Below are 22,756 nucleotides of genomic sequence, written 5' to 3'. Positions count from 1 at the left end.
AAAAAGAAAAAAACAGCATATCACTACGCTGTTTTTTTCGATACTTCTATTTATTCGACTACTAATGAATTACTTATCCAATTATCAATATCTCTATCTTTCATTGGTTTACCATAGTAGAATCCTTGCATGACTTGGCAACCTAGTTCCTTTAACGATTCCGTGTGGTCTTCATTTTCGACCCCTTCTGCAATAACATCTATTTTCAAACTATCTGCCATTAAAATAATCGCATTAATAATCGCCCGTTTACTAGGAGTATCTAAGTCATTCGTAAATAGTCGGTCTAACTTTAACGCATCAATTGGAATCTGGTCTAACAAACCAATCGATGAGTAGCCTGTACCGAAATCATCTAAAGAAACCCGAACTCCAATTGAACGGATCATATTTAATTGTTGATTAATATTATTAATATCTTCCAATACCATCGATTCCGTAATCTCTAACTCTAGTAAATGTGGCTCTAACCCTGTAGCTTTTAAAACACGTTGAATAGTTTCAAATAAATTCCCATTTCGAAAGAGAACGACAGACATATTTACCGATACCGGTTGGATAATCCCTCGCTGCTGCCATTGTTTACATTGGTAACAGGCTTCTTCTAATACTAGATTTGTTAACTGAACAATAAGCCCCTTCTCTTCAGCAACGGGAATGAATTCAACTGGAGATATTAATCCTAAATGAGGATGATCCCAACGTACTAATGCTTCAAACCCACATAATTGATTCCTTGTCACATTCCATTTCGGTTGATACACAACATAAAATTGTTTCTCATCAATAGCTCGTTGTAGATCTTTCTCAATCTCCATTTTACGTACTTCTTGTTTTCCCATTTTCTCGTTATATACACAGTATTGATTTTTCCCTAATGCCTTCGCCTTGTACATTGCTGTATCTGCTGCTCGTAATAAGAAAGTACGGTCTTCGTCATGGATGACGCCGATACTTATCCCGATACTACCTGTTATATAAAGGGTGTTTCCCTTAATATCATATACCTTTTTAAGAGAAGATAAGATTTCTTTTGCTAATGTTTCCGCAGTCTGTCGGTCATGTTGTTTCACGATAATGAGAAACTCATCTCCTCCAATTCGAAACACCTTCACATCTTCACTGATAAATTGATTTAACCGTTTGCCCACTTCTTCTATTAACGAATCACCAATATCATGGCCTAATGTATCATTAATTACTTTGAAGTGGTCTAAATCAAGAAACATAACCGATAACTGTTCCTTTTCTACCGCTTTATTGAAAAAACGAGTCATCTCATGACGGTTCGGTAGATTCGTAATACTATCTCGATAAGCCATCTTTTCTAGTACATGCCGATCAAAGAAAATACTTCCCCATGAAATTAACAAGATGATCGCAATATTACCCGTTACACTATACACGAGAAACATACTTTTTGCTGAATTATGGACCATTTCCGCACCTGATGGAACATCAAAAATTGTCGCTCGCATACCAATGTAATGCATACCAGTTATCGCAATACCCATAAAAATGGCTGAGAATATTTTTAACAAGCTGGAAGATGTATAATTCCGAAACTTAATAAATAATAGTAATGAAACATAAGAAGCTACAATGGCAACGACTACTGATAACGTCCAGTAGAATGGATGATAGGAAACCTCTGCTTCCATCACCATTGCTTCCATTCCTAAATAATGCATGGCTACAATTCCGCTACCCATAAATAACCCACCAAAAGCGATGTGATTCCATTTAATTTGCTTTGGCATCGTTATAAGAAATGCAATAAAAGAAGCGATAACACTAGCAAATAACGAAATAAATGTCAGTTTAGTATCATACGCTACCGCCATATTCGCGTGCAATGCAAGCATCCCAACAAAATGCATCGACCAAACACCCGTACCCATGACAAAAGACCCAGAAAACAACCAAAAAAATCGCATCTTTCCTTCTGCATTCGAAATTCTCGAAGCAATACTTAACGCGGAATAAGATGCTAATATAGCAATTAAAAATGATAATGCAACCATGTAATAATTATAACTAACAGTCAACAAATCCCCTCCCTTAAAAGACATTATTATTTACTTTTATTAGAATGAAATCTAAAAAATATAAATGGGGTTCTATAAAAATTTGATTACATTATTTGAGGTATTTTATAGGAAAGAAAAAAATCACAATCAAAATAATAACATATTTACGTGGGTCTATGCTAACTTAATGAGGAATTTTTTACAAAAAATAATATTGGTAAATGACTATGGATCACCCAATTCTTTTATTATTTCCTTATTAGAATTTATACGGGGATGGAAAACTTTTAAAATGCTTCTGTAATTGTACTATTTTATAGACTACTCATAAATTCTTTGGAGCAAGTTTAAAAGGTAGACAAGAAGGTACGAAAAATATAATTGATTTACTCTTAATATGCTATTTCATAATTTATCCAATAATGTTATTATTTAATTGGAATAATATAGCAAAAGGAGAGATTTCTTTTGAAAACTACTACAAATAATAAAGCAATTACTAAAGAGGTAACGATCAACGCACCTTTAGATTTAGTATGGTATGCTTGGACAATCTCAGAACGAGTATCAGAATGGTTTGCACCTGAAGCGGTCGTAGATTTAAGAGAAGGTGGTGCATATGAGTTATATTTTATACCGGGAAATAGTACAAGCATGAATACGAAAGGTTGCAAAATCACAAAACTTATTTCTAAAAAAGAGCTACATTTTACATGGAAAGGTCCTGACCAATTTGAGGAATTAATGAACAATGACAATGAATTAACAACGGTTTGTGTCAATCTCCAATCAATCAATGAAAACTCCACTAAAGTAACTCTTAAACATATTGGATTTAAAGATAAAGAAGAATGGGTAGAAGCATTTGAATGGCATCAAATGGCTTGGTCAGGAGTTCTTGAAAGTCTAAAATCAGCGCTCGAAAAAGGCGAAGGTAATTTATGTTGTCAACCATAACCATATTTTTATAAACCATCTAGATTCATGACGGATTTAGATGGTTTTCTTGTCTATAAATAATCATAAAAAAAGTGTTAATCACTTGGAATTAACACTAATAAAAATCATTTCTTCTTTTTTAACTCTAAAAGTATAGGCATGATATTTAGTAGAATAGAAACAATTGTTAAAAACCATAAAGCTCTTTCCATTCCAGGAACTACATCCTCTATCGCTGCCCAATCTTCCACTGCTACCCAACGAGATACTAGACTATATTCCGCGCAAACTGTTAAAGCTGTAAAGGATAGCCCAATCGCCATAGCTAACTTGTATTCCTTTCCTAAATGATAGGAATAAAGATTGATTAAAGTTGCTATGATGGCAATAAAGCCAAAAATCATAAATAACATTACTAACCTCCATATAGTCGTCAAATTATGTGAATTATCTCATATTTATGCAATTTTATATAAGATTGCATAGTAAACATTCTAAATATCACCCTGGAATTCAGTTGGTGAAAATACTATCAATTACCAATTTGCTAGAAATTTAAGAACTCGCTTCATGACAAGTTTCATCGCATCAGCATCATAAGACGGTAAACTATTGTCAGTGAAAAGATGTTCCTTGCCTTCGTACTGAAATAGTTCAGCGTGGTTTGCCAAAGCAACAAGTTCTCGGGCCGCATCGATGTCCCCGTCCTCCACGAAAAATGGATCCTCATTCATAGCATGAATTTGTACAGGTAAGTCGGGCTGCCACGGAGACTCAAATGCCGAAGTCGGGAGACATGCATGAAAAAATATTGCGCCTTTAGCTCCTTCACGAGTTTGTGCAAGCTTCTGTGCTGGCATAACCCCCAGTGAAAAACCAGCATAGATAACATCTCTTGAAAGTTCGCTAGCTACCCGAACACCTCGTTCTATCAATTCTTCAGATCCAATCTCATTTACAAATTCCAAACCATCCTCCAGAGAGGAAAAAGTTCGGCCGTCAAATAAATCTGGTACGTGCACTGTATGCCCAGCACTTCTGAGTTGTTCAGCGAATGCTTCTATCCCCTTTGTTTTACCTAAAATATGGTGAAACAACAAAACTTCTGCCATTGTTTTTCCTCCAATTAAGTGAAATCTACATATCTATCTTCGACACGAAAACCAAATTAACCTGCAAACACATTAATTTTTGAAAAAATGAGTGTTAAGTACCAGAACCAGTCCCCAAATTATTTATTCGACCTTTTTCAATATATACAGTAGCTTCTAAAAGGATTACTACAAATTAGAGGCACTAGAGGCACGCTGGGATGGAGGATTATACTTAAATTTCGGGCGATTACTTGCAGGTTTGGAAGATTAATTCTAATTTCGGCAGATTACTCACCAGTTTGGAAGATTAATTCCAATTTCGGCCGATTACTCGTCAGTTTGGAAGATTAATTCTAATTTCGGCCGATTACTCGTCAGTTTGGAAGATTTCACCCAATTTTGGCCGATTACTCGTCAGTTTGGAAGATTAAATCCAATTTTGGCCGATTACTCGTCAGTTTGGAAGATTAAATTCAAATTTGGCAGATTACTCACCAGTTTGGAAGATTTAACCCAATTTCGGCCGATTACTCACCAGTTTGGAAGATTACACCCAATTTTGGCCGATTACACGTCAGTTTGGAAGATTACACCCAAGTTTGGACGATTATTCGTCAGTTTGGAAGATTATATCCAAGTTTGGCCGATTACTCGTCAGTTTGGAAGATTCCGCCTATTTTCGGCAGATTACGCCCCCATTAAAACCTAAACAAAAAAGGTTCTGCTGCTTCACCAGGAAACACCAGAACGCCTCTAAAATCATACCATTCATTTCATCTCTTCAAAATACGCATATAATTCCTCTACATCATAAGTTTTAAATAGTAATTTTTCTGTATCAAAAACTAAAATAACAGGGAACTCTTCGATATCAAGTTCTTCTTTAAAATCAACAATATAATCTTCTTCATAAGGTAACCATCCAGCCCCGGCGCTAATGTCTGTGCCTTCTAAAATGTCCATAACATTTGCGAACATGGTTTCTCCCATTTCAGGTGGTACGTATTCTTCAGGGTGATACATGACCATAATGTTGAAGCCATGAGAACGGGAGAGGAGCCTCCAATATTTTTCCTCATATGTCATGTCTAATAAAATAATTTCTTCAGCGATCCCTTCAAACTCATCTCCGCGGGGTGGGTTCACTAATATCTTTTGGTCTATTTTTAGATCATCCATCGTTGCCTCTGTCCCATCTTCATAGGCAAAAACTGTCCCATCATTTATCATCGCTGAATAATGATATCCTTCATCGGTCATATCTGGGCCTTTGTGGTCGCGTTTTTCCCATTCTGAAATATCAACTTGGATGATACCTTCCTCCTTGTTCGTTTCCATTACTTCACCGATCATTTTGTCATCTTCATAATGGCCATAGGGATACTCCTCCCCTTCTATCGCATCTTCACTACACGCTGTAAGGAAAAGAGTTGGTAAAACGAGCATTAGAAAGAATATTTTTCTCACTATGTTACCCTCCCTCTCAAAATATCATTAATGGCCACTCCAAAATTTCTAAGACATAACTTTTATTAAATCTACCTAGTCATTCTTTGTTCCTTTCAACACACCAAACTCCGGAAATTTTTCCTTTATAAATTTATTATAATCATACGAACTTACATATTTATCGACAGTTTCCACGGATTTCCCTTGTAAGAGATAGGTAGATTGATAATTTTCATTCCCCATATCTACGATAACACTAGCATTTAACGAAGGGATTAATTCAAGTAAGGCATCCATTTCTTGTTCAACATATTGATGAAACTCATTTTCTGTCATTGAATTCATTTCATCATAGTTAAAATTAATTATGGCATAGATTGGAGTTTCTGCAAATGCATTGTCTATCCCAACTTTACTTAAATTGAGCGTATCACCATATAAATTTTTTATTTCCGCAAACTGGTCTTGCTGGTCCTCACCCGTTAAATCCCCGAAACGAATGTAGGGATCTTGAATGACAATCCCCATACCTTCCGATTTTATCTCTTCCATTTCCTCTGTTAGCTTTTCAAAAACAGCATCGATTAGATTTTCTTCAATTGGTAACATATTACTAAGGACAAAATCATAGTGATCACCATCATCATCTACATACTCAATTCCCCATTTAATATACGTGTACGTAGGTACGAAGAATGGTTTATCTTCTGAGTGCAAATATTTTCTTTTGTTTCTATTAAACGTGCGTTCCGTAGAGTAAAAAGGTTTATAAATGATTTCTACTTCTCGTTCATCGATTACTTCCCAATCTCCAATATGTTCATCAAGGAAACCTTTATAAATTTTTGGATAATCTTCTGTATAATCTTCTTTTTTTCCTAATAGATATCCAACAAAGAGGAGAACTATTATTACAATAACTACTAATTTTCTCAACTATAAATACCCCTTTCATCTCGTAACCAATTTCGATCAGTTCAAACTCCTTAAATATTTAAATCTTAATGAGACTATTATTCATCCCTTCCATACTATCATTTAATGGGACTTAAATAATGAACCTCTAGACATAGTTCTATCGTCCCAATCCAAAAAACTCATCATTTTAAACAGTTTCTCTCATCTGTTGGATAAACAACATATCCCAACTTCTATTGGTACATTCTCGACACTAGTCCTGCTACGATGTAGTTAAATAACAATGAGGAGTGAAGCAATATGAATCAAATTTATGATGTTGCCATTATCGGAGCTGGTCCTGCTGGAATGACAGCCGCTGTCTATGCATCACGTGCAAATTTATCAACGATTATGATTGAACGTGGGATTCCTGGTGGCCAAATGGCCAACACAGAATTAGTAGAAAATTACCCTGGATATGAGACCATTCAAGGAACAGATTTATCACAAAAAATGTTTAATCATGCGAAGAAATTCGGTGCTGAATACGCCTATGGCGTCATTCAAGAAATTGTTGATGGAAAAAGCTTCAAGACGATTATAACAAGTAACAAGGAAATACTAGCAAGAACTGTCATTATAGCTACTGGTGCAGAGTACAAAAAACTAGGCGTTCCAGGAGAGAAGGAACTCGGTGGACGAGGTGTTTCCTATTGTGCCGTATGTGATGGGGCATTCTTTAAGGAGCGTGAATTAGTTGTCATTGGTGGCGGTGACTCCGCTGTAGAAGAAGGTGTATTTTTAACACGATACGCAAGCAAAGTGACAATTATTCACCGTCGAGATAAACTGCGTGCCCAACCTATCCTCCAAGACCGTGCGTTTGCCAATGAAAAGATTAATTTTATTTGGAATCATACCGTAAAAGAAATCCACGGGGAGCATGGAAAAGTAAATCGAATCACTTTAGTAAATACCGTTGATGGATCCGAACAGGAATTACAAGCTGATGGTATTTTTGTCTATATCGGTATGGTACCACTCACTAAACCTTTTGAAAATCTTGGAATAACAAATAACGAAGGATATATCGTGACCGATGAAAAAATGGAAACAAACATCCCTGGAATATTTGCTGCAGGAGACGTACGAGAAAAATCCCTTCGTCAAATTGTAACTGCAACGAGCGATGGTAGTATCGCAGCTGAAAGTGCACAGAAGTATATTGAGAGATTGAAGGAAGCTGTGGTGGGCGGTTGATCTTTAAATGGGGTTTGGTTGATTTGGTGGGAGTCTGGTTGATTAGACTTCTTATTTGGTTGATTAGTTACTTAGTTTGGAAGATTAAATCAGAATTCGGACGATTCCCACCCAGTTTGGAAGATTAAACCAAAGTTCGGCCGATTGCCCACCCAGTTTGGCAGATTAAAACAAGGTTCGGCCTATTCCAACCAAGTTTGGCAGATTTAACCGTATTTCGGCCGATTCCCACCTAGTTTGGAAGATTAAACCATAGTTCGGCCGATTACCACCAAGTTTGGAAGATTAAAACAGAGTTCGGCAGATTACCGCCAAGTTTGGAAGATTAAACCATAGTTCAGCCGATTACCACCAAGTTTGGAAGATTAAACCAGAATTCGGCCGATTACCACCAAGTTTGGAAGATTAAAACAGAGTTCGGCCGATTACCCACCCATTACCGAAAGAACACCGCATAAACAATAAACCCTAACACGATAACTAGTAACAGTATCCCAGTTGCTTTCCAACTAAAACCACCTACTAAGTCAGATAGATTACTCCCTTGTACACTGCTGGATGGATTTTTTAATTCTTCTTGTCTCAACTTTTCTCTCGTTTCTTCTGGATTTACTTTGTTGTTTCTCATAATCATTACCCCTTTGCTTTAACAAAGCTACTATTTAAATACCTTCATCCTTATTGTCCCAGTACTTTAACTACATATTAACATAAAATTCAAAAAGTTAATAAAAAAGGAAAGTGTTCACATAATCGCTCACACTTTCCTAAATTTACACCCACATCCCCTATTAAGGATTATGCGCCCCTCTCACTAACGCGACGAAGTACCATTCATTATCTATTTCTTCAAAGACAAATCGGAGCGCTTGATAATTGGTCCAATCTCTCGAATTCGGATCTGGCTCATCTAAATACTCTACATAAATTGCGTTTGGAAATACTTCGTGAATCGTATTAATCATTGTACCCATGTCTGAGTCATTATAGGTAATTTCATCATATTCATAAACATAGTTATTCCTTTTCTTTAGTAAGTTGTCTACAAAGTCATTTGGCGTTGCCATAAATTCTGCTTCACTTTGATCCCAAGACCAAATGTACTGGCTTTCATCTTTATAAAAGCCCCAAACATCTAATCTTGAAAAGTGTAAATCATCCTCATCTCCAACATTGGAAAACGGAGAATAGACTAACCCTTTTTCATGATGAATATAATGTGCAACTTGCTCCCATTCCTTAGCTAGTAAATGATTAAAAATAATTTCTGACTTCTCTAATAGTTCCTCTTTTACGGCCTCGGCTTCCACCTCCGTGCGATAGCTATCCGCTGTAAAATAAGTACATTCACCTACTTGAATCCAACCGTAAAAGGCTTCGCAGCTTCCATCAAAACGGTATTCAATTGTTTTGACTTCTTCAAATTGTGCTAACGTCCGGTTTAATGATTCTAACATCGCCATTGATGCTGCTGATGAACTTCCATTAGGTATAATCGTTGAGAAATCATCAAAGTCCACGATTAAATGGCCTGTACTCTGTAGTTCTATTCCCCGTAATGTTTCTGCCGTATCTTTATTAAAAATAGATCCATATCCTTTTTTCACTTCTTCTTCAGTTGGACCTTGCAATAATTGCTGGATCGCAAATACGATAGGATCAAATTCAATTCCTTCATTTTCTATCTCTCGTTCTACCGCAATAAATGGAGATGGGGAATTATCAGTACTGTAACATTCAAAATATACGACAACAGATTGGGAAGTTGGTTGTGCATCTTCATCTTCCATACAAGCGTTCGTTATATTTTTTGGAACAGGATCTTCTTCATTATTATTTTCCGGTTCGTTAATATTCTCTTCCTGTTCATCCTCTTCAACAATTGTAGGTGATTGTTCTCCTGGCTGCTGAATAGAAGGCTGCAAAATATCAAATAATAACCAGCCAAACACTAGAACTAACGCGACCGTTGCCATTCCAGGTAAAATATGATTAAACATCATACGAGTCTTCTTCTGTTTTTTTGCCGTACGATAATTGGAGAGTATTAGTTTGTATGATTCAGAGGATTCCTGCTTAGTTAAACTAATTTCGTTGAACTTCTGAAATTGACTTTCAAAATCTGATTGTTTCACTTCTATATCCCTCCTTTTTCATTTCATCCCGAAGCGCATTCAACCCACGATGCAAGGCTGTTTTGACCCGACTTTCCTTCCACCCCATAATAGTTGCCGTCTCTTTAACCGAAAACTCTCGAATCTTCCGTAACATAATGACATCTCGGTACCCTTTCTTTAAGCGGGAAAGGGCAATATACAATTGTTCCACATCATCACCAAGTAACGCGATTTCTTCCGGCGTTGCTTGATCCGACTTCATTGGCGCGAGATGGTCTAATATATATGTCCCTGGTTTTTTCCTCCGTTGATAATCAATTGTTACATTTCTTGCGATTCGATATAACCATGTTTTATAACTAGCATCACCTCTGAAACTCTCTATATTTAGGAATGCTTTAATGAATGTTTCTTGCATCAAATCCCGAGCTTGTTGACGTTCACCGATCATCATGAAAATATATCGAAATATTTCTTGATGATAGTCTTCATACAGCTGCTGAATTTGAGCTTCTGTCTGTACGTTCATGATGCCCCCCCCTTTTCCCCCGTTTGTATGTACTGTCTATAGTATAGACGGATTAACTAAAACAAGGTTACAAAAAGTTTCAATGCTTAATTATAGTTGACTAATACAGGATTCTATTGGAACAGTATTTTAATAATAATTAGAATACTGTGTTAAAATCAATATAGATATTGTGTAAAAAGTGCTAAAACTACCGGGGTAGTATAGTTAATTAAGGAATAACTAGTTCACCTAAAAATACTTAAACTTCAATGAGTGTATAGTTACAAATTAATGGAGGTGATAACATTTGAGTTTAGCATCGAAGCTTCGCAGTAAGGGAATTATTGTAATGGAAATAGAAAATAAAGGTAACGATTATAGAAATCAATGGCTAGAATCATTTTACGAACCTATGAATGAAAAAACACGAAATCATCGCCATTACTTATGGGAGTTGATTCATAGTGGATTTAAGGATTACATTGAAGGAAAAGAGGCAAATAAATATTTTGATAGAGTTAATAAACAATACTGTTATATATTTTTCCAAGATTCCAACGATGTGCTAAAAGTAGAATTTGCTTCAGAAATGAAAGCCATTGATTTGTTAAATGAATTTGGTGAATACAGTGATGTATATGTAGTCGATAAAGGGTTTAATTGGACATACGTTATTCCGCATGAAAAAGGTATATATGGACCATATTTTTATCGAAAAAATAAAGGAAGATAATAAAATGCAGTATAAAAGCTAGTAATGTGATGATTTATACTTGAATTATAGGATGCATTTATTCAAGAAGGTATAATGCTTATTTGTCAGACTTATTTTACTAACGAAGAAAATTAGTTCTATTGAAGTTTAATAAACTTGATCATCAAAAACTCGTACAAGTTATCTTAATTGCACCTCTATCTGCGATGCACCAGAATGATTCTACTATTTAAAGGAGGCTATTATATGAGCAAGGGCACTTTGTTATTTTGGGTATTTTTTGCGATGTTTCTATTTATGAGTTATCATTTTCACTTTTATTTTATAAATCCTTTACTGGTCAATTTATTTCAATCCGATGTAATGGATTTAGTTGTTTTTCCAATTATATTTGTTCCGGTATCAGCTATTTTACCTAAAATAGCAAAGAACTTTTTCCTGGCTAATAATCCTAATTAAAATTACGAGGGCTTTAATGAAAGAAAGTGAATATTTTCCAATAAAAAAGGAGCTTTAATAAAACCAAGCTCCTTGTTCATGAATGATATGTAATTCTCAAGTGAATCAAAGTATGTATTGCTTTATGACTTATCGTTAAGTTGCGATCAGAGCCTTTCACAATAGAGCTCATTATTATTTCCTAATCAACTTCCCCCGTAATATTAATCCAGAAATCTCCTTATATAGTTACCGATATAATAAGCAGCAACCATATACAATAGAGCTAGTAAACAAGCGAACCAAATCCCTTTAGTTGAGATTCCAAGTATCCCAATTACCGAAGCAGATAAATTCATTAATGGTATAAAGTAAAATTGTGGAGCAAGTCCGAACAGGTTGGACCAGAATGCATCTACTATCCATTCTTGATACATAATTAATAAAAGCATGAGTAATGCCGGTAAATGCGCAATTACGAAAGACTGAACTAAGGAAGTCTCCAACTTATTACTCACCAACCCAATCAATAGCCAAAAAGCAAGAAAAAGAAACCCTATTAGTTTTAATGGCAAGACCTTATCTAGATTCTCCATCATCCACGAATTCATGACATAACCTAATAATAATGGAGTGAAACCTAATAAAAATAAAATTATCTTTTTAATAACAAATACCCCCATCTTATTCTATTTCTTCATTAAATCTCTCTTATAATTCTCTATAAACATAGCCGGCTCAACGGCAAAAAGTTCCTTTATATCTTCTATTTTATTCATAGATACATAGTTTGATATGAGTTTCAAAGCAAAAGAATAACCAGCAAAAATAGGAATTCCCTTTTTAGGATTTCCAAAGCATAGTGGCCCTTTTATTTGATCATCAGCTACCTTTAGGTGTTCCTGACAAGCCTCCCAATAACTCTCTTCTACCTCTATTGGTAAGTTATCCCTCCACCATCGTTTATCGGGATACAATGATAGACTAAAAAATTCTGCCGCTCCTTCCATCTTATACCACTCCTCTAAGGTAAATGTTTCTAAGGTTAGCTGATAAATCGGATTTTCTGGAGTAGCATGATGTAATTCGTGGGCGAGTAAATATTGAAAGTAATCGATGTCTGGCTTAGGTGGTATCGCAAGCAAAATATTCCCCGGTCCATTTGTAAACCCATTGAGCCATAGGGATTGCGGCTGATTTTTAAAGAAAGAAAACGGTAAAGCAGGCAAAATGGTAATAAGGACTTTATCATACGTTAAGTACTGGTTAACTTTTTTGATAATTTCTTTCACTATTTCATCAATTTGCTCCACATTCCATTGAAGTGTTGTCAAATCAGTATCGGATAAAGTCTTAAATGAATCCAACTTAAAACGTTGTGTAATTCCTGCCCATTTCATCCATGAATCTTTAGTGATCGTTGGTGCTAGTTCTTCTTGTAGGAATGCATCCAAGCGGTTTTTATTATCGATAAGTTTCTCAGGAGTGATTTGATTAACTGTAATCATCGTAAATTCCTCCTAATTTTTTGTAATTCTCTTATATTTAGCCAGAAATGGTTCGATATACATGAGGATGAAAATGCTAAGCAATACGAATGCAATACTTAACAAATTAACCAGTAAATCTTTGAAATTTAAGTAGAACATTAATACCACTAGTGATATCTCAGTTCCTCTCATAAAAATTAACAATAAATAGGTTGGAATTGTAATCTTATATATTGCTTCACACTTTGAACATTCAACTTTTGAACGGATAAATAAATTGCTTGTGGATTTTGAAATTTGTTTTCGACTAAAACGCTCATTGCAATTATGACAGTTCAGTAACTTCATACTCGCTATCCCCTTAGTGAAAAACCTAAATATAAATATAGTAAATTACAAAGACTATAATAATCTAATTCAATGACCCGCCCGATTCTAACTATTTTCTATCTGACTTAATATTACTTCCATCACTTCATCCTCTGTCATCTCATCCGTAAATAACGTTTCTCCATCTACACCAAGATAATCACTCTGATTCCACCAGCGACGTAAAGCATCTTCTCCAAACTCGAATTTTTTTGACCTTGTGTTGTGACGTTTAACTGTTTCTTCAAACGATAAATCAAAATAATATGTATAAACTCGATGATCAAAAAACTCGATAAGTTGGTTCAACATTTCAGCATAACGTTTCGTATACATTATTCCTTCGACAATCACAAATTCACACTTGCCCTTACCATATTCTGTAATTTGGCGAATTAGATCAATGGACAGATTTCCTTCTCTATCTTTTACTTTTAACATATCCCGCCGAACAACATCCTGAGACACAAGCAACGTTCCACACCCTAAATGATGTTGAAGATTTTTCGCTGTAGTCGTTTTCCCACTCCCTGAATTGCCGCGTATGATGATCAGTTTGGATTCCATGTGTTTCCCCCTTTTTAATTAAAACTAGTAATAAAGAAATAGTTCTTCTCCAAGAGGTGCCAGAACCATCACTTTTCAACATCCGACTTCAACAACGAATACATATATAAATCATCAAATTTCCCACTAAAATATTCATAACTTCTTAATAATCCTTCTCTTTGAAACCCTAGTCTTTCCACTACTTTTTGCGATGGGACATTAGGAGGATCAATTACGGATTGGAAACGATTGATGTTCAAATTTTCTATTCCATATTGTATGATAGCTTTTACAGCCTCTTGGGCAATTCCTCTCTTCCAATAGTCTTTATTTAAGATATACCCAAGATCTGTTCTGTAATGATCCCAATTCATATCATAAAAGAAACAGCTACCAATAACCTTATCTTCTTCCTTTAAAGTGATACCCCATCGAATGCCGCGTTTTTCCGCGAACACCGCTTCATACTTGGATATTGTTTTATATGCTTCATCCACTGTTTGAAACGGTTCCGTACCATAATGTTTCATCACTTCTTTATCGGATAGATACTCGAAAATATCATGCGCATCATCTTGCTCTATCTTTCTTAAAATTAGCCGATTTGTCTCTAATACTGGGAATCTATCGAATTTGTTACTCATAGAATTTTCTCCTCTCATCACTTTCATACTTAACGTTATAGTTTAAAACAGATTAAGCGTGGACTCCACAGTTACCACGCTTCGTTCCTATATATTTCTATACCCAGTCCTTTTTCAACAGTTTATAATGATGATGGAGTTGCTCATCAATATCTATATCTCCTACGTATTGAAACCCACATTTTTCAATAACTTTTATAGATGCTTTATTTTGTAGGACGACTACGGTATTCAGTTGTTCAACCGTAGTATTTTCAAACAGGTATGATACTAATCCTTTTACTGCCTGTGTTGTGTATCCTTTATTTCTATGAAACTTTGAGATCGCATATGCAATTTCTCGATTTGGTTCCTCCAGTTCCTCTTTAATCCCTGTATTGCAGAAACCGATGAACTCCCCTGTTTCCTTTAAAAAAATCCCTAATTTTAACCAATGCTCACCAATATTAGGTACAGCATCTAAAAATTCCTTATTATCAGGTATCTCATAATTGGTCACCCAATCTAATCGTTGTTCCCTAGTAGATCGCCAATCTGGCAAAAACTCATAAACTTCAGGTTGTGAAGTTAATTCATAAATAGCGTCTGCATCTTCTACTCTAAATTCCCGAAGCAAAATATCCCCACAGTCAATTGTGAAATAATTGTTCATGTCTATTCCCCCTATGTTCTTGTATTCTCTCTATCTCGTATGATTCCTTCTATTTCTGAAGTAATAGGCAAGGAATTACATTTCTATCATAACATATTAGTCTTTTAATTCTAAATTAACTTTCAATTCAAGTGATACAGGCGGGATTTGGTTGATTAACCCATTTGTTGGTTGATTTAGTATAAATTTCGGTTGATTTGTCCCACTTATTAGTTGATTATTTGTAGAAATTGGTTGATTAGAACCACTTTACGGTTGATTAGCAATCGTTTTGGTTGATTGCCTATCGATTTAGTTGATTACAGCAATATGTATACTTTAAATAACAAATAAAAACACTTGGATTTTCCAAGCGTTGTACTTCTTATTAATTTGATTTTTAAGTAATGCTTTTTTCATTTCAATACCCCACCTATAAATTAGAGTTTTCTATTCTGGGTGATATTCGAATATTGTAGTATTTATGTTGTGTTCATAAACTTCAATAGAATGGCTGGCATTACTTGATTTAATCTTAACAAGAAAAGAGCTTTCTTCTGTCACCACACGATATAAATAATTACCTAAATATTTTACATTCGTTATCTCAGAATCATCGCCAAAAGAATTTTCTCTCAACATGGGGTCATTAAAAATAGTTGTGACTTTTTCTTCCGCAGTAAGGTGGTGATATAAATTATATGGATAAAATAAGAGCACAGCACTTATTAATAAAATAAAACAAAGAGCAATAACTATCTTTGTTTTCACGCTTTCCACCTTCATTCTTCTTGCGATTTTGTTGTTTCACTAACCTGCCTTCTAACCTTAAAAACTTCTACTTCAATACTAACATAATATTCTGTAAATATCATTGTAAATTCAAATAAAAAAGGCGTCCCCACTTGGATCACCTTGTTAAACTCTTGCAGCCTTTAGTTTAATAAAATGTTTTTAAGTTTTAATGTATCCTCTTCATTTAATGAACCATATCCCTCTACTTCGTTATTGCTAACTATTGTGGCATTACCATTACCATTGAACCAAACCCTATACTCATAAAGTTTTTCAGGCATATTTTCATCAATAGTGTAAAACAATGTAACTAACACGTCTTCTTTTCTAGCCATCTCTGCCTGTATATTTGGTTCCCATTTAATATCAATAAAAATACTTTTCAGTTCTTCAATAGTTTGATTGTTAGTGATTATTACAGTATCTTCGTAATTCCCATCTGGATTAACTTTCTGAATATCAACTCTTGTTAAGTTAGCATAATCTTGACTCGAACAAGCTGTAATCAATGCTAAAATGAAAAACAACAACACAAGCATTTTAATCCTTTTTTACCTTCAAACAAACAACCCCTTTTTAGTAAAAAACGATTATTGCCAATTTAACTAAATTACTCCGTTAATGCAATAAGTGAGAAATCATATTAAAGTAAAACACCCGATCGGATACACTTACATAATATTCCATAAACAAATCGAATATTTTAGTAATAGAAAAAGGCTATCACAGTCGGATTAACTACACTTTTACACTTATTATTATAATTACTGTATTTCACAAATTATTATCATGGAGATACGCTTTTTACGTTCCATAGCTTTTTTAACCCAAAGATTAAGCAAATAAACGCAGCCAAAACAATCAACTTTGGTATCAAAGATAAGGTTAATACTAATTCTCCAATAGTCATTCCAAACAAAGGTTCCTTATTAGCAATACTAAGAGTATCAATATAATTACGAATTAATAGCGGTGAAATGAAAGAATAAACTTCATGGATAATTAGTAATAGAAAAAAGAATACGCCACCAATAAATGAATGAAGTTTACTACTCCAAAGCCCAATTAATAATAATATAATCATTAAAATTGATATAACAATCCCTGCAATTCCACCAATATTACCTATCAATACATCACGCCTCCATCTCACAAATGTACTAGCTAATGCAATATGATTGATTACTTTTTATATAAAGCTGAAATAAACATGTTAATTTCTTTTGTAGAGTTATCTGATATGGAATAAATCGTGTGTGTATCTTCGCTATCCATAATGGTTCCTGACTTTTCTTCAATCCAAAGAAAATAAGTTTTCTTTCCAAATTCGATTCTATACTCTGGATTAGCAACATTTACAATCCCTTGAACTTTTTTTGCACTACTGACTGCTTCTTTGATTATTTTGGTAGATTCTTTGTCCTCTATAACAATTTTATTAGTGTTATTTTTTAATTGGTAAATAGTTATTTTTTCTATTTCTAATCCCTTAGCTTGCCCTTGGCAACCTATTAAACTTATCGAAATAATAAATAGAGTTAACATTACACTAAATTTCTTCATAGTTAATACCCACCTCAAGTTTTATCTAATACAAATTAGACGAACTTTTTCTACTCTTTGTTTCATGTAGAACAATCGTTCCATTATTCCGTCCCATTAGAATAAAAACTGTTACATAAATACTAACATAATATTCCGATAATATTTTAAATAATTTTAACCATTAAAAAAGGGGATCTTATCGGATCTCCTTCTTTAAGCATTGCACCTGTTAATGGAATATCACCTCAATAATAGCATTTACCTTCTACCACTGACCTGACCAATTAGCGCAATAACATCTATCAAAATACTAAAATAATATTTCAAAAGTAAGATGAAAATTTAACCATAAGACAAGGCGACCTTATGAGAACATCTTCTTTCACTATTGCACTTATAGGTGAATTATGAAGCAGCTGTTATTAACTGGTTTTGTTTTAGAGAGACAATCCCCTTTAATTTAAATTTCACCTAAGAATAAACAAGTTCCCTCAGAAGTGGAACGACTACCCCTAGAGCAAGTAAAGCAATAACAATGAACAGAATAGTAAATGCAAATGGTAAAATCCAATTTCTCTTCTTGTATTGGAACCAATAGTTTAGCCCCCACATGACAAACAAGAAAACAACATAACTAAATTCTATAAATCCAAAGTTCGGTATTGGCCCAGGTGGAGTAATATTTATGACAAGGAAAAACGAAACAAAACAGATACCCGCAAGTAAAAGTAAATTCAGAATGTGTACGGTTATAAGATAAGCATTCTTCATTAGATCCTCACCTCGGTAAAGTGATATGTAAATTCATTTAGTGGACATTAATTAGTATTGTTTATGACAATCCTAACATAATTTTTCTATTTGTTATACAGTCAATGTGATATATTGGAAGCCGTATGTTAGATGAGTACATAGGGTTATTGGTGATTTCTATGTTTATTTGGGTGATTATAGTGGAGTTCGGATGATTGCGAAGGAGTTTGGTTGATTAGCCATGTTATTGGTTGATTGCGAGGAAGTTCGGTTGATTACTACATATTATGGTTGATTTCATCTAGGTTTCAGTTGATTCACACGATTATTTGGTTGATTATACTATAATTTTGGTTGATTACATTGTAGTTTAGTTGATTGGGCAGGGATTTGGTTAATTAACCACATTATTGGTTGATTGCATTGGAATTCGGTTGATTACTACATATTAAGGTTGATTTCACGTGAGTTTCGGTTGATTCACACGATTATTTGGTTGATTATACTACAACTTTGGTTGATTACATTGTAGTTTAGTTGATTGCACAGAACTTCAGTTGATTAGCCATGTTGTTGGTTAATTGCACAGTAATTTGGTTGATTAGCATATTTACCAGTTGATAAGACAACTATACGGTTGATAACAGGCTCCAACACAAAAAAATAGAGACCATCCACCAAATGATCCCTATGAATACCGCACCTAAGTTAACTCACAATCAACCTCTCATTATATAGCTACCAGAGTATCTCTTATTTAAATATAATAAAATTCCAATCAACCCAAATCCCAATACAATGTAGGTCGTTATATAAATCCACAGTTCTGGTTTATACCAAAATTCGATTTGTCCCATACTGGCGATAAAGGCGCCAAGTAAAATATGAACTTTGCCAACTTTTTTCAGATAGTTTGATAGTTCCTCTTTAGGGATGTTCTGTACCGCGGCTTCTGGAATAAACAAATTAGGTTTTCTAGCGATGTGTTCCACAATACCCTTTATAATAAAAAATATGCCTAAAAACAACTGGGCAAACATTTCTATCTCCCCCTTTAACAGTTAGATTGAACTCGGAACAATTAAAACAAACGTTTGATTAACTCTATTTCACATTTCTCTATAAAAGTATGTAATGCTGGTTCTACATTTTCTTTTATTTCCTTCAAAATCTGGGACAATAAGTAAGGTACATCAGTATTCTCAACTTCTTTGTTGAAAGTTCTTTTTGCTAACTTAACTATGTTTTCATCAGCCTCTTCGTTTCCTCTTAAATAATATTTTAAATTTAAGATCCACAATTTTAGTAAATGATGATATTTGTTTACTTGTACTTCTGTCAACGTTGGGTGATGTGGAGTTGCCATAACTTGAACATCTATTATCCAAAATATCGGGAAATCTTTATGAACAAAAGTTATGACGTATTCTTCAGGTAATAGACTGGGGCTCCAATCGTGAAATAAAATGTTGAAATTACTAGAAATTAAACTTGGTAATTCCTTGGCAAATTCTCCGTTGTCCGACCCAGTTACATCAATTCCTATATCAATATCCGAAAATTCGTCATGATTTCCATTAGATAAACTTCCCCTGAGAAAAGAGTTCTGAACCGCTGGATGATGATTAAGAAACGCTATTATCTTATTTGCTTCATCTATTCTTTGATCCGCCAATATCGACACCGTTCTTTCCTATATTCTTAAGCACTGGCTTACATTCTCTAAATCTAGCATAACATAATGATGTTAGTGGAACATTATTTCAATCATTCATCTGGAGCTAATACATGCAGTTTTCAGGAAATACATAGATAGATATTTGAATAGTATGATAAAATAAAAAGATAACTAGTTACTATAATGGGGGCAGGACGTTGGAGATTGAGTTTTATGAAATAATTATTTTTATGCTTGTATATGGTGGGCTCTTTTTATATACATTGCGCACTATTTCTTTGAGAAACAAAGGATTAGCGTATATAAAGTCAGCTCTGCTAATCCTATTTTATCTTTTTATGACTACTGTTATTTGGTCCACTTATCAATCCGAACAGGATCATGTGAACGATCATAGTGGGCTTGATTCTATTAATATTATGGGCGAGGCAACTTTTGTAATAGTTGGGTTGAGTATTTATAGTATTTTTCTATTAGTGATTGGGATTTACTTGAAAAGAAAGAAGCAATAAAAAGAGATGAGTAGTTTTTATGAGGGAAAATTCTAAATTTGACAACATGAACATCGGCATTGTTTTTGTACAGATGTTAGGGGTAGCTTTATTAAGTCATATTGTATTTAACACCATTCAACGTGTATTAGAAATAGAGTTAACTTTTTTCATGTGGGTGACTATTTATTTACTTTGTCTCTACATACTTGTGCGTTCACTACGAATCAATGATATTTCACCCAAAGATGTTTTTGGAGATTTTTCTGTAAAAAATGTACCGTGGACTACACTGATTTGTATTAAAATTCTACTAATCCTATTTTCCTGGCTATCACAGAGTGCTGGTATGCCTTTAATTTCCATGGTTGAGCCAGATGTATACAAAGAAGTTTATGCAATTTATAACGAACAGGCGGATAGTACGGTCATTAACTTTAATGTGATTATGATGCTCATCATAAGTTTTACGTTAGTACCTATTGTTGAGGAGTTCTTGTTTAGAGGGTATCTTCTAAATAAATGGGGAGCTAAATTAGGGATTGGTAAGGCTATTATTATCAGTTCCCTGTTATTTGCATTTCTTCACTTTGATATTCTCGTATTCCTCGCCTATTTTGCCAATGGAATATTTTACAGTCTCGTTTATCTAAAAACGAAAAAACTGATCGTGCCAATTATTTTACATTCCTTAACCAATCTTATTTCTAGTCTGAGCAACTTTTCCCCAGGATTGTCTATTGGATCGATTGAGCAATTGGAACTGGCAGCGATTGTAAATACGATTATCTATCTAATTTTAATACCTATTATTGCGTTCATTTTGTTCCGCTTCTACAAACGTCATGCACTTACTTTGCCATATCCTAGTAAATAGTAGGTAAAAGGAGTTATTGGATGAAGAAAAAAATTAACATATGGTCGTTTGTTTCTTCTATTGTTTGTATGTTATTAGTTGCTCTATTTTCTTTTTCCAACAGTAAAAAAGGAGCTTAATTAATGGATTAAGCTCCTTTACGTTTTCAATTCAATTTTTCTATCATAGATACCAAGTACAACCTCTTTTACCGTTCATCCCTTTTAAAAAATCTCCGACAGACAATCAGTAGAATCGTAAGACCAATATAAATCCCTAACACGACAACACTAGTCCATATCCTCTCTTCTACCGTCCCATCTGCCAGTAAAATTGGGCCAACTCCAAAGAAGGTAACTGCTAAAAAAAGTAAAATAATGATGCCATATACGAGTATTTTCATAAGCTTGACACCCTTTCCTAGTTTTTTCCTATATCATATGGAAATAAACTAGTGCTGTTGCTGACATATCTGTGCTTATTTCTATCTTCCCTCAAAAAGGGCACAGAAATCACAACTTAGGGAGCCACTTATAATGTCGTAATAATCGGTCCATCTTTTGTGATAATAATCGTATGTTCATATTGCGCTACAAAGCTTTCTTCGGTCAAGTAGCTCCACTCATCATCCTCGTCTAGGAAAACTTCCTCTTCTAACGTCGAGATAAACGGTTCGAATGCAATTACCATCCCATCTAGTAATTCATGGTCATCCCAACGAGAGTAGTAATTTAAAATATGATCTGGTGCTTCATGAATCGTACGACCGATGCCATGTCCAGTTAAGTTTTTAATCACCGTTAAGCCATGCTTTTTCGCAACATCTTCTACTGCTTTACCAAGTGCACTTGTTCTAGAACCAGGCATAGCCTTCTCGAGGCCGGCATCAAATGCTTCTTTCGCTACATCACAGATTTTCTGTAAAATCGGCTCGCCATTTCCAACAACAAAGGAAACCCCACAGTCGGCAAAATAACCATTTTTAGAGCCAGACACATCAATATTGACAATGTCCCCCTCTTCAATAATACGTTCCCCAGGAATACCGTGTGCTACTTCTTCATTGACGCTAATGCAAGTATACCCCGGAAAATCATAGATTCCTTTTGGTGCGGATTGTGCGCCAGCCTGTTCAAAAAGTTCCTTCGCAATATGATCAAGCTCTTTTGTTGTAATACCAGGCTTCGTCGCTTTTACTAATGCATTCCGAATCGAACCACAAATCTTTCCAATCTCTTTTAATCCGTTAAAATCCTCTGCTGTCTTTGCTATCATTTTGCTTCCTCGCTTTTTTTCTTTATTTATCTTGTATGTTCTAGGATATAGGAACTGGTGGGAAGTTTTCAATCATAAACACTTTCAATTAGGGGGACAGTCCCCATAGCCATCAAGTTAAGCAACTTTAATGGAAAAATGACCAATTTTTGTATATGCTTCTTTCGGGAATGAAACCGAGAGGAGCTTTTTTTTGAATAAAGAAATAAAAATAGACAACGAGATTC

Annotated in this window: 28 protein-coding genes; 6 read left to right on the top strand and 22 right to left on the bottom strand. The window is 34.6% G+C overall.

The window, feature by feature from the left end:
- Positions 1-50 precede the first annotated feature (50 nt).
- Positions 51-2,048, bottom strand: a complete 1,998-nt coding sequence (locus IEV35_RS00140) for a bifunctional diguanylate cyclase/phosphodiesterase (protein ID WP_188382656.1) — start codon at positions 2,046-2,048, stop codon at positions 51-53.
- Positions 2,049-2,498: 450 nt separating this feature from the next.
- Between IEV35_RS00140 and IEV35_RS00135 the strand changes: the two genes are divergently transcribed.
- Entirely contained in the window at positions 2,499-2,987 is a 489-nt protein-coding gene (locus IEV35_RS00135) for an SRPBCC family protein (protein ID WP_188382655.1), read from the top strand.
- A 107-nt stretch (positions 2,988-3,094) separates the two neighbouring features.
- Here the strand turns inward: IEV35_RS00135 and IEV35_RS00130 are convergent, their stop codons facing one another.
- From IEV35_RS00130 to IEV35_RS00115, 4 genes are all read right to left on the bottom strand, one after another.
- Complete coding sequence (locus IEV35_RS00130; protein WP_188382654.1) at positions 3,095-3,382, bottom strand: hypothetical protein; 288 nt, start codon at positions 3,380-3,382, stop codon at positions 3,095-3,097.
- Between the two features lie 123 nt (positions 3,383-3,505).
- Complete coding sequence (locus tag IEV35_RS00125) at positions 3,506-4,066, bottom strand: dienelactone hydrolase family protein (RefSeq protein ID WP_229740585.1); 561 nt, start codon at positions 4,064-4,066, stop codon at positions 3,506-3,508.
- Positions 4,067-4,831: 765 nt separating this feature from the next.
- Positions 4,832-5,530: a hypothetical protein gene (locus tag IEV35_RS00120; RefSeq protein WP_188382652.1), complete on the bottom strand. Its 699-nt coding sequence runs from the start codon at positions 5,528-5,530 to the stop codon at positions 4,832-4,834.
- 75 nt (positions 5,531-5,605) lie between these two features.
- On the bottom strand, positions 5,606-6,448 hold the full coding sequence (locus IEV35_RS00115; RefSeq protein ID WP_188382651.1) for a hypothetical protein: 843 nt from the start codon (positions 6,446-6,448) through the stop codon (positions 5,606-5,608).
- Positions 6,449-6,730: 282 nt separating this feature from the next.
- Between IEV35_RS00115 and trxB the strand changes: the two genes are divergently transcribed.
- Entirely contained in the window at positions 6,731-7,672 is a 942-nt protein-coding gene (trxB, locus tag IEV35_RS00110) for a thioredoxin-disulfide reductase (protein ID WP_188382650.1), read from the top strand.
- Positions 7,673-8,108: 436 nt separating this feature from the next.
- On the opposite strand, the gene IEV35_RS00105 is transcribed toward trxB, so the two are convergent.
- The 3 genes from IEV35_RS00105 to IEV35_RS00095 form a co-directional block, all read right to left on the bottom strand.
- Positions 8,109-8,300, bottom strand: a complete 192-nt coding sequence (locus tag IEV35_RS00105; RefSeq protein WP_188382649.1) for a DUF6366 family protein — start codon at positions 8,298-8,300, stop codon at positions 8,109-8,111.
- 163 nt (positions 8,301-8,463) lie between these two features.
- Positions 8,464-9,807: a GerMN domain-containing protein gene (locus tag IEV35_RS00100; RefSeq protein WP_188382648.1), complete on the bottom strand. Its 1,344-nt coding sequence runs from the start codon at positions 9,805-9,807 to the stop codon at positions 8,464-8,466.
- On the bottom strand, positions 9,788-10,318 hold the full coding sequence (locus IEV35_RS00095) for an RNA polymerase sigma factor (RefSeq protein WP_188382647.1): 531 nt from the start codon (positions 10,316-10,318) through the stop codon (positions 9,788-9,790). Before IEV35_RS00095 ends, IEV35_RS00100 begins: the two co-directional genes overlap by 20 nt.
- A 289-nt stretch (positions 10,319-10,607) precedes the next feature.
- On the opposite strand from IEV35_RS00095, the gene IEV35_RS00090 reads away from it, so the two are divergent.
- Both IEV35_RS00090 and IEV35_RS00085 read left to right on the top strand, forming a co-directional pair.
- A complete protein-coding gene (locus IEV35_RS00090) occupies positions 10,608-11,033 on the top strand; it encodes a DUF4275 family protein (RefSeq protein ID WP_188382646.1) in 426 nt (141 codons plus the stop codon).
- A 228-nt stretch (positions 11,034-11,261) separates the two neighbouring features.
- Positions 11,262-11,474: a hypothetical protein gene (locus IEV35_RS00085; protein WP_188382645.1), complete on the top strand. Its 213-nt coding sequence runs from the start codon at positions 11,262-11,264 to the stop codon at positions 11,472-11,474.
- A 203-nt stretch (positions 11,475-11,677) separates the two neighbouring features.
- Here the strand turns inward: IEV35_RS00085 and IEV35_RS00080 are convergent, their stop codons facing one another.
- The 12 genes from IEV35_RS00080 to IEV35_RS00025 all read right to left on the bottom strand — a co-directional run bounded on the left by IEV35_RS00080 (position 11,678) and on the right by IEV35_RS00025 (position 19,913).
- Positions 11,678-12,136 (bottom strand): hypothetical protein, encoded by a 459-nt coding sequence (locus IEV35_RS00080; protein WP_188382644.1) that lies wholly within the window; start codon positions 12,134-12,136, stop codon positions 11,678-11,680.
- A 6-nt stretch (positions 12,137-12,142) separates the two neighbouring features.
- A complete protein-coding gene (locus IEV35_RS00075; protein ID WP_188382643.1) occupies positions 12,143-12,961 on the bottom strand; it encodes a DUF2268 domain-containing putative Zn-dependent protease in 819 nt (272 codons plus the stop codon).
- 417 nt (positions 12,962-13,378) lie between these two features.
- Positions 13,379-13,879, bottom strand: a complete 501-nt coding sequence (locus tag IEV35_RS00070) for a kinase (protein WP_188382642.1) — start codon at positions 13,877-13,879, stop codon at positions 13,379-13,381.
- 68 nt (positions 13,880-13,947) lie between these two features.
- Positions 13,948-14,505 (bottom strand): GNAT family N-acetyltransferase, encoded by a 558-nt coding sequence (locus tag IEV35_RS00065; protein ID WP_188382641.1) that lies wholly within the window; start codon positions 14,503-14,505, stop codon positions 13,948-13,950.
- A gap of 97 nt (positions 14,506-14,602) precedes the next feature.
- Entirely contained in the window at positions 14,603-15,172 is a 570-nt protein-coding gene (locus tag IEV35_RS00060) for a GNAT family N-acetyltransferase (RefSeq protein ID WP_373284678.1), read from the bottom strand.
- 414 nt (positions 15,173-15,586) lie between these two features.
- Positions 15,587-15,907, bottom strand: coding sequence for a hypothetical protein (locus IEV35_RS00055; RefSeq protein WP_188382639.1), 321 nt, complete (start codon positions 15,905-15,907; stop codon positions 15,587-15,589).
- A 164-nt stretch (positions 15,908-16,071) separates the two neighbouring features.
- On the bottom strand, positions 16,072-16,470 hold the full coding sequence (locus IEV35_RS00050; protein ID WP_188382638.1) for a hypothetical protein: 399 nt from the start codon (positions 16,468-16,470) through the stop codon (positions 16,072-16,074).
- A gap of 248 nt (positions 16,471-16,718) precedes the next feature.
- The gene (locus IEV35_RS00045; RefSeq protein WP_188382637.1) at positions 16,719-17,063 is read right to left on the bottom strand and encodes a hypothetical protein; all 345 of its coding nucleotides are present in this window, start codon (positions 17,061-17,063) and stop codon (positions 16,719-16,721) included.
- Between the two features lie 50 nt (positions 17,064-17,113).
- The gene (locus tag IEV35_RS00040; protein WP_188382636.1) at positions 17,114-17,494 is read right to left on the bottom strand and encodes a YhfM domain-containing protein; all 381 of its coding nucleotides are present in this window, start codon (positions 17,492-17,494) and stop codon (positions 17,114-17,116) included.
- Between the two features lie 453 nt (positions 17,495-17,947).
- Positions 17,948-18,247 carry a hypothetical protein gene (locus IEV35_RS00035; protein ID WP_188382635.1) on the bottom strand — a complete coding sequence of 100 codons (300 nt, stop codon included), beginning with the start codon at positions 18,245-18,247 and terminating at the stop codon, positions 17,948-17,950.
- Positions 18,248-18,948: 701 nt separating this feature from the next.
- Entirely contained in the window at positions 18,949-19,269 is a 321-nt protein-coding gene (locus IEV35_RS00030; RefSeq protein ID WP_188382634.1) for a hypothetical protein, read from the bottom strand.
- Positions 19,270-19,310: 41 nt separating this feature from the next.
- Positions 19,311-19,913 (bottom strand): nucleotidyltransferase domain-containing protein, encoded by a 603-nt coding sequence (locus IEV35_RS00025; protein ID WP_188382633.1) that lies wholly within the window; start codon positions 19,911-19,913, stop codon positions 19,311-19,313.
- Between the two features lie 191 nt (positions 19,914-20,104).
- Here IEV35_RS00025 and IEV35_RS00020 point away from each other — a divergent pair, with 191 nt between their 5' ends.
- Both IEV35_RS00020 and IEV35_RS00015 read left to right on the top strand, forming a co-directional pair.
- Positions 20,105-20,419 (top strand): peptide ABC transporter permease, encoded by a 315-nt coding sequence (locus IEV35_RS00020; protein ID WP_229740584.1) that lies wholly within the window; start codon positions 20,105-20,107, stop codon positions 20,417-20,419.
- Positions 20,420-20,465: 46 nt separating this feature from the next.
- Positions 20,466-21,275, top strand: a complete 810-nt coding sequence (locus IEV35_RS00015) for a CPBP family intramembrane glutamic endopeptidase (protein ID WP_188382632.1) — start codon at positions 20,466-20,468, stop codon at positions 21,273-21,275.
- 187 nt (positions 21,276-21,462) lie between these two features.
- Here the strand turns inward: IEV35_RS00015 and IEV35_RS00010 are convergent, their stop codons facing one another.
- Positions 21,463-21,657 (bottom strand): DUF6954 family protein, encoded by a 195-nt coding sequence (locus IEV35_RS00010; protein WP_188382631.1) that lies wholly within the window; start codon positions 21,655-21,657, stop codon positions 21,463-21,465.
- Between the two features lie 128 nt (positions 21,658-21,785).
- Complete coding sequence (gene map / locus IEV35_RS00005) at positions 21,786-22,529, bottom strand: type I methionyl aminopeptidase (protein ID WP_188382630.1); 744 nt, start codon at positions 22,527-22,529, stop codon at positions 21,786-21,788.
- Positions 22,530-22,756 lie beyond the last annotated feature (227 nt).

Origin of the sequence: Ornithinibacillus halotolerans, assembly GCF_014637405.1 — a bacterium.
Lineage (GTDB): Bacteria > Bacillota > Bacilli > Bacillales > Amphibacillaceae > Ornithinibacillus > Ornithinibacillus halotolerans.
Note: the sequence above shows the minus strand (reverse complement) of the source record. Positions and strands in the feature narration are given on the sequence as shown.

Bases quoted from the DNA above. Each gene is read 5' to 3' on its own strand.
- IEV35_RS00130 (WP_188382654.1), bottom strand. From the start codon at position 3,382: ATGTTATTTATGATTTTTGGCTTTATTGCCATCATAGCAACTTTAATC.
- trxB (WP_188382650.1), top strand. From the start codon at position 6,731: ATGAATCAAATTTATGATGTTGCCATTATCGGAGCTGGTCCTGCTGGA.
- IEV35_RS00105 (WP_188382649.1), bottom strand. From the start codon at position 8,300: ATGAGAAACAACAAAGTAAATCCAGAAGAAACGAGAGAAAAGTTGAGA.
- IEV35_RS00095 (WP_188382647.1), bottom strand. From the start codon at position 10,318: ATGAACGTACAGACAGAAGCTCAAATTCAGCAGCTGTATGAAGACTAT.
- IEV35_RS00085 (WP_188382645.1), top strand. From the start codon at position 11,262: ATGAGCAAGGGCACTTTGTTATTTTGGGTATTTTTTGCGATGTTTCTA.
- IEV35_RS00080 (WP_188382644.1), bottom strand. From the start codon at position 12,136: ATGGGGGTATTTGTTATTAAAAAGATAATTTTATTTTTATTAGGTTTC.
- IEV35_RS00075 (WP_188382643.1), bottom strand. From the start codon at position 12,961: ATGATTACAGTTAATCAAATCACTCCTGAGAAACTTATCGATAATAAA.
- IEV35_RS00070 (WP_188382642.1), bottom strand. From the start codon at position 13,879: ATGGAATCCAAACTGATCATCATACGCGGCAATTCAGGGAGTGGGAAA.
- IEV35_RS00065 (WP_188382641.1), bottom strand. From the start codon at position 14,505: ATGAGTAACAAATTCGATAGATTCCCAGTATTAGAGACAAATCGGCTA.
- IEV35_RS00050 (WP_188382638.1), bottom strand. From the start codon at position 16,470: ATGCTTGTGTTGTTGTTTTTCATTTTAGCATTGATTACAGCTTGTTCG.
- IEV35_RS00040 (WP_188382636.1), bottom strand. From the start codon at position 17,494: ATGAAGAAATTTAGTGTAATGTTAACTCTATTTATTATTTCGATAAGT.
- IEV35_RS00035 (WP_188382635.1), bottom strand. From the start codon at position 18,247: ATGAAGAATGCTTATCTTATAACCGTACACATTCTGAATTTACTTTTA.
- IEV35_RS00030 (WP_188382634.1), bottom strand. From the start codon at position 19,269: ATGTTTGCCCAGTTGTTTTTAGGCATATTTTTTATTATAAAGGGTATT.
- IEV35_RS00015 (WP_188382632.1), top strand. From the start codon at position 20,466: ATGAACATCGGCATTGTTTTTGTACAGATGTTAGGGGTAGCTTTATTA.
- IEV35_RS00010 (WP_188382631.1), bottom strand. From the start codon at position 21,657: ATGAAAATACTCGTATATGGCATCATTATTTTACTTTTTTTAGCAGTT.
- map (WP_188382630.1), bottom strand. From the start codon at position 22,529: ATGATAGCAAAGACAGCAGAGGATTTTAACGGATTAAAAGAGATTGGA.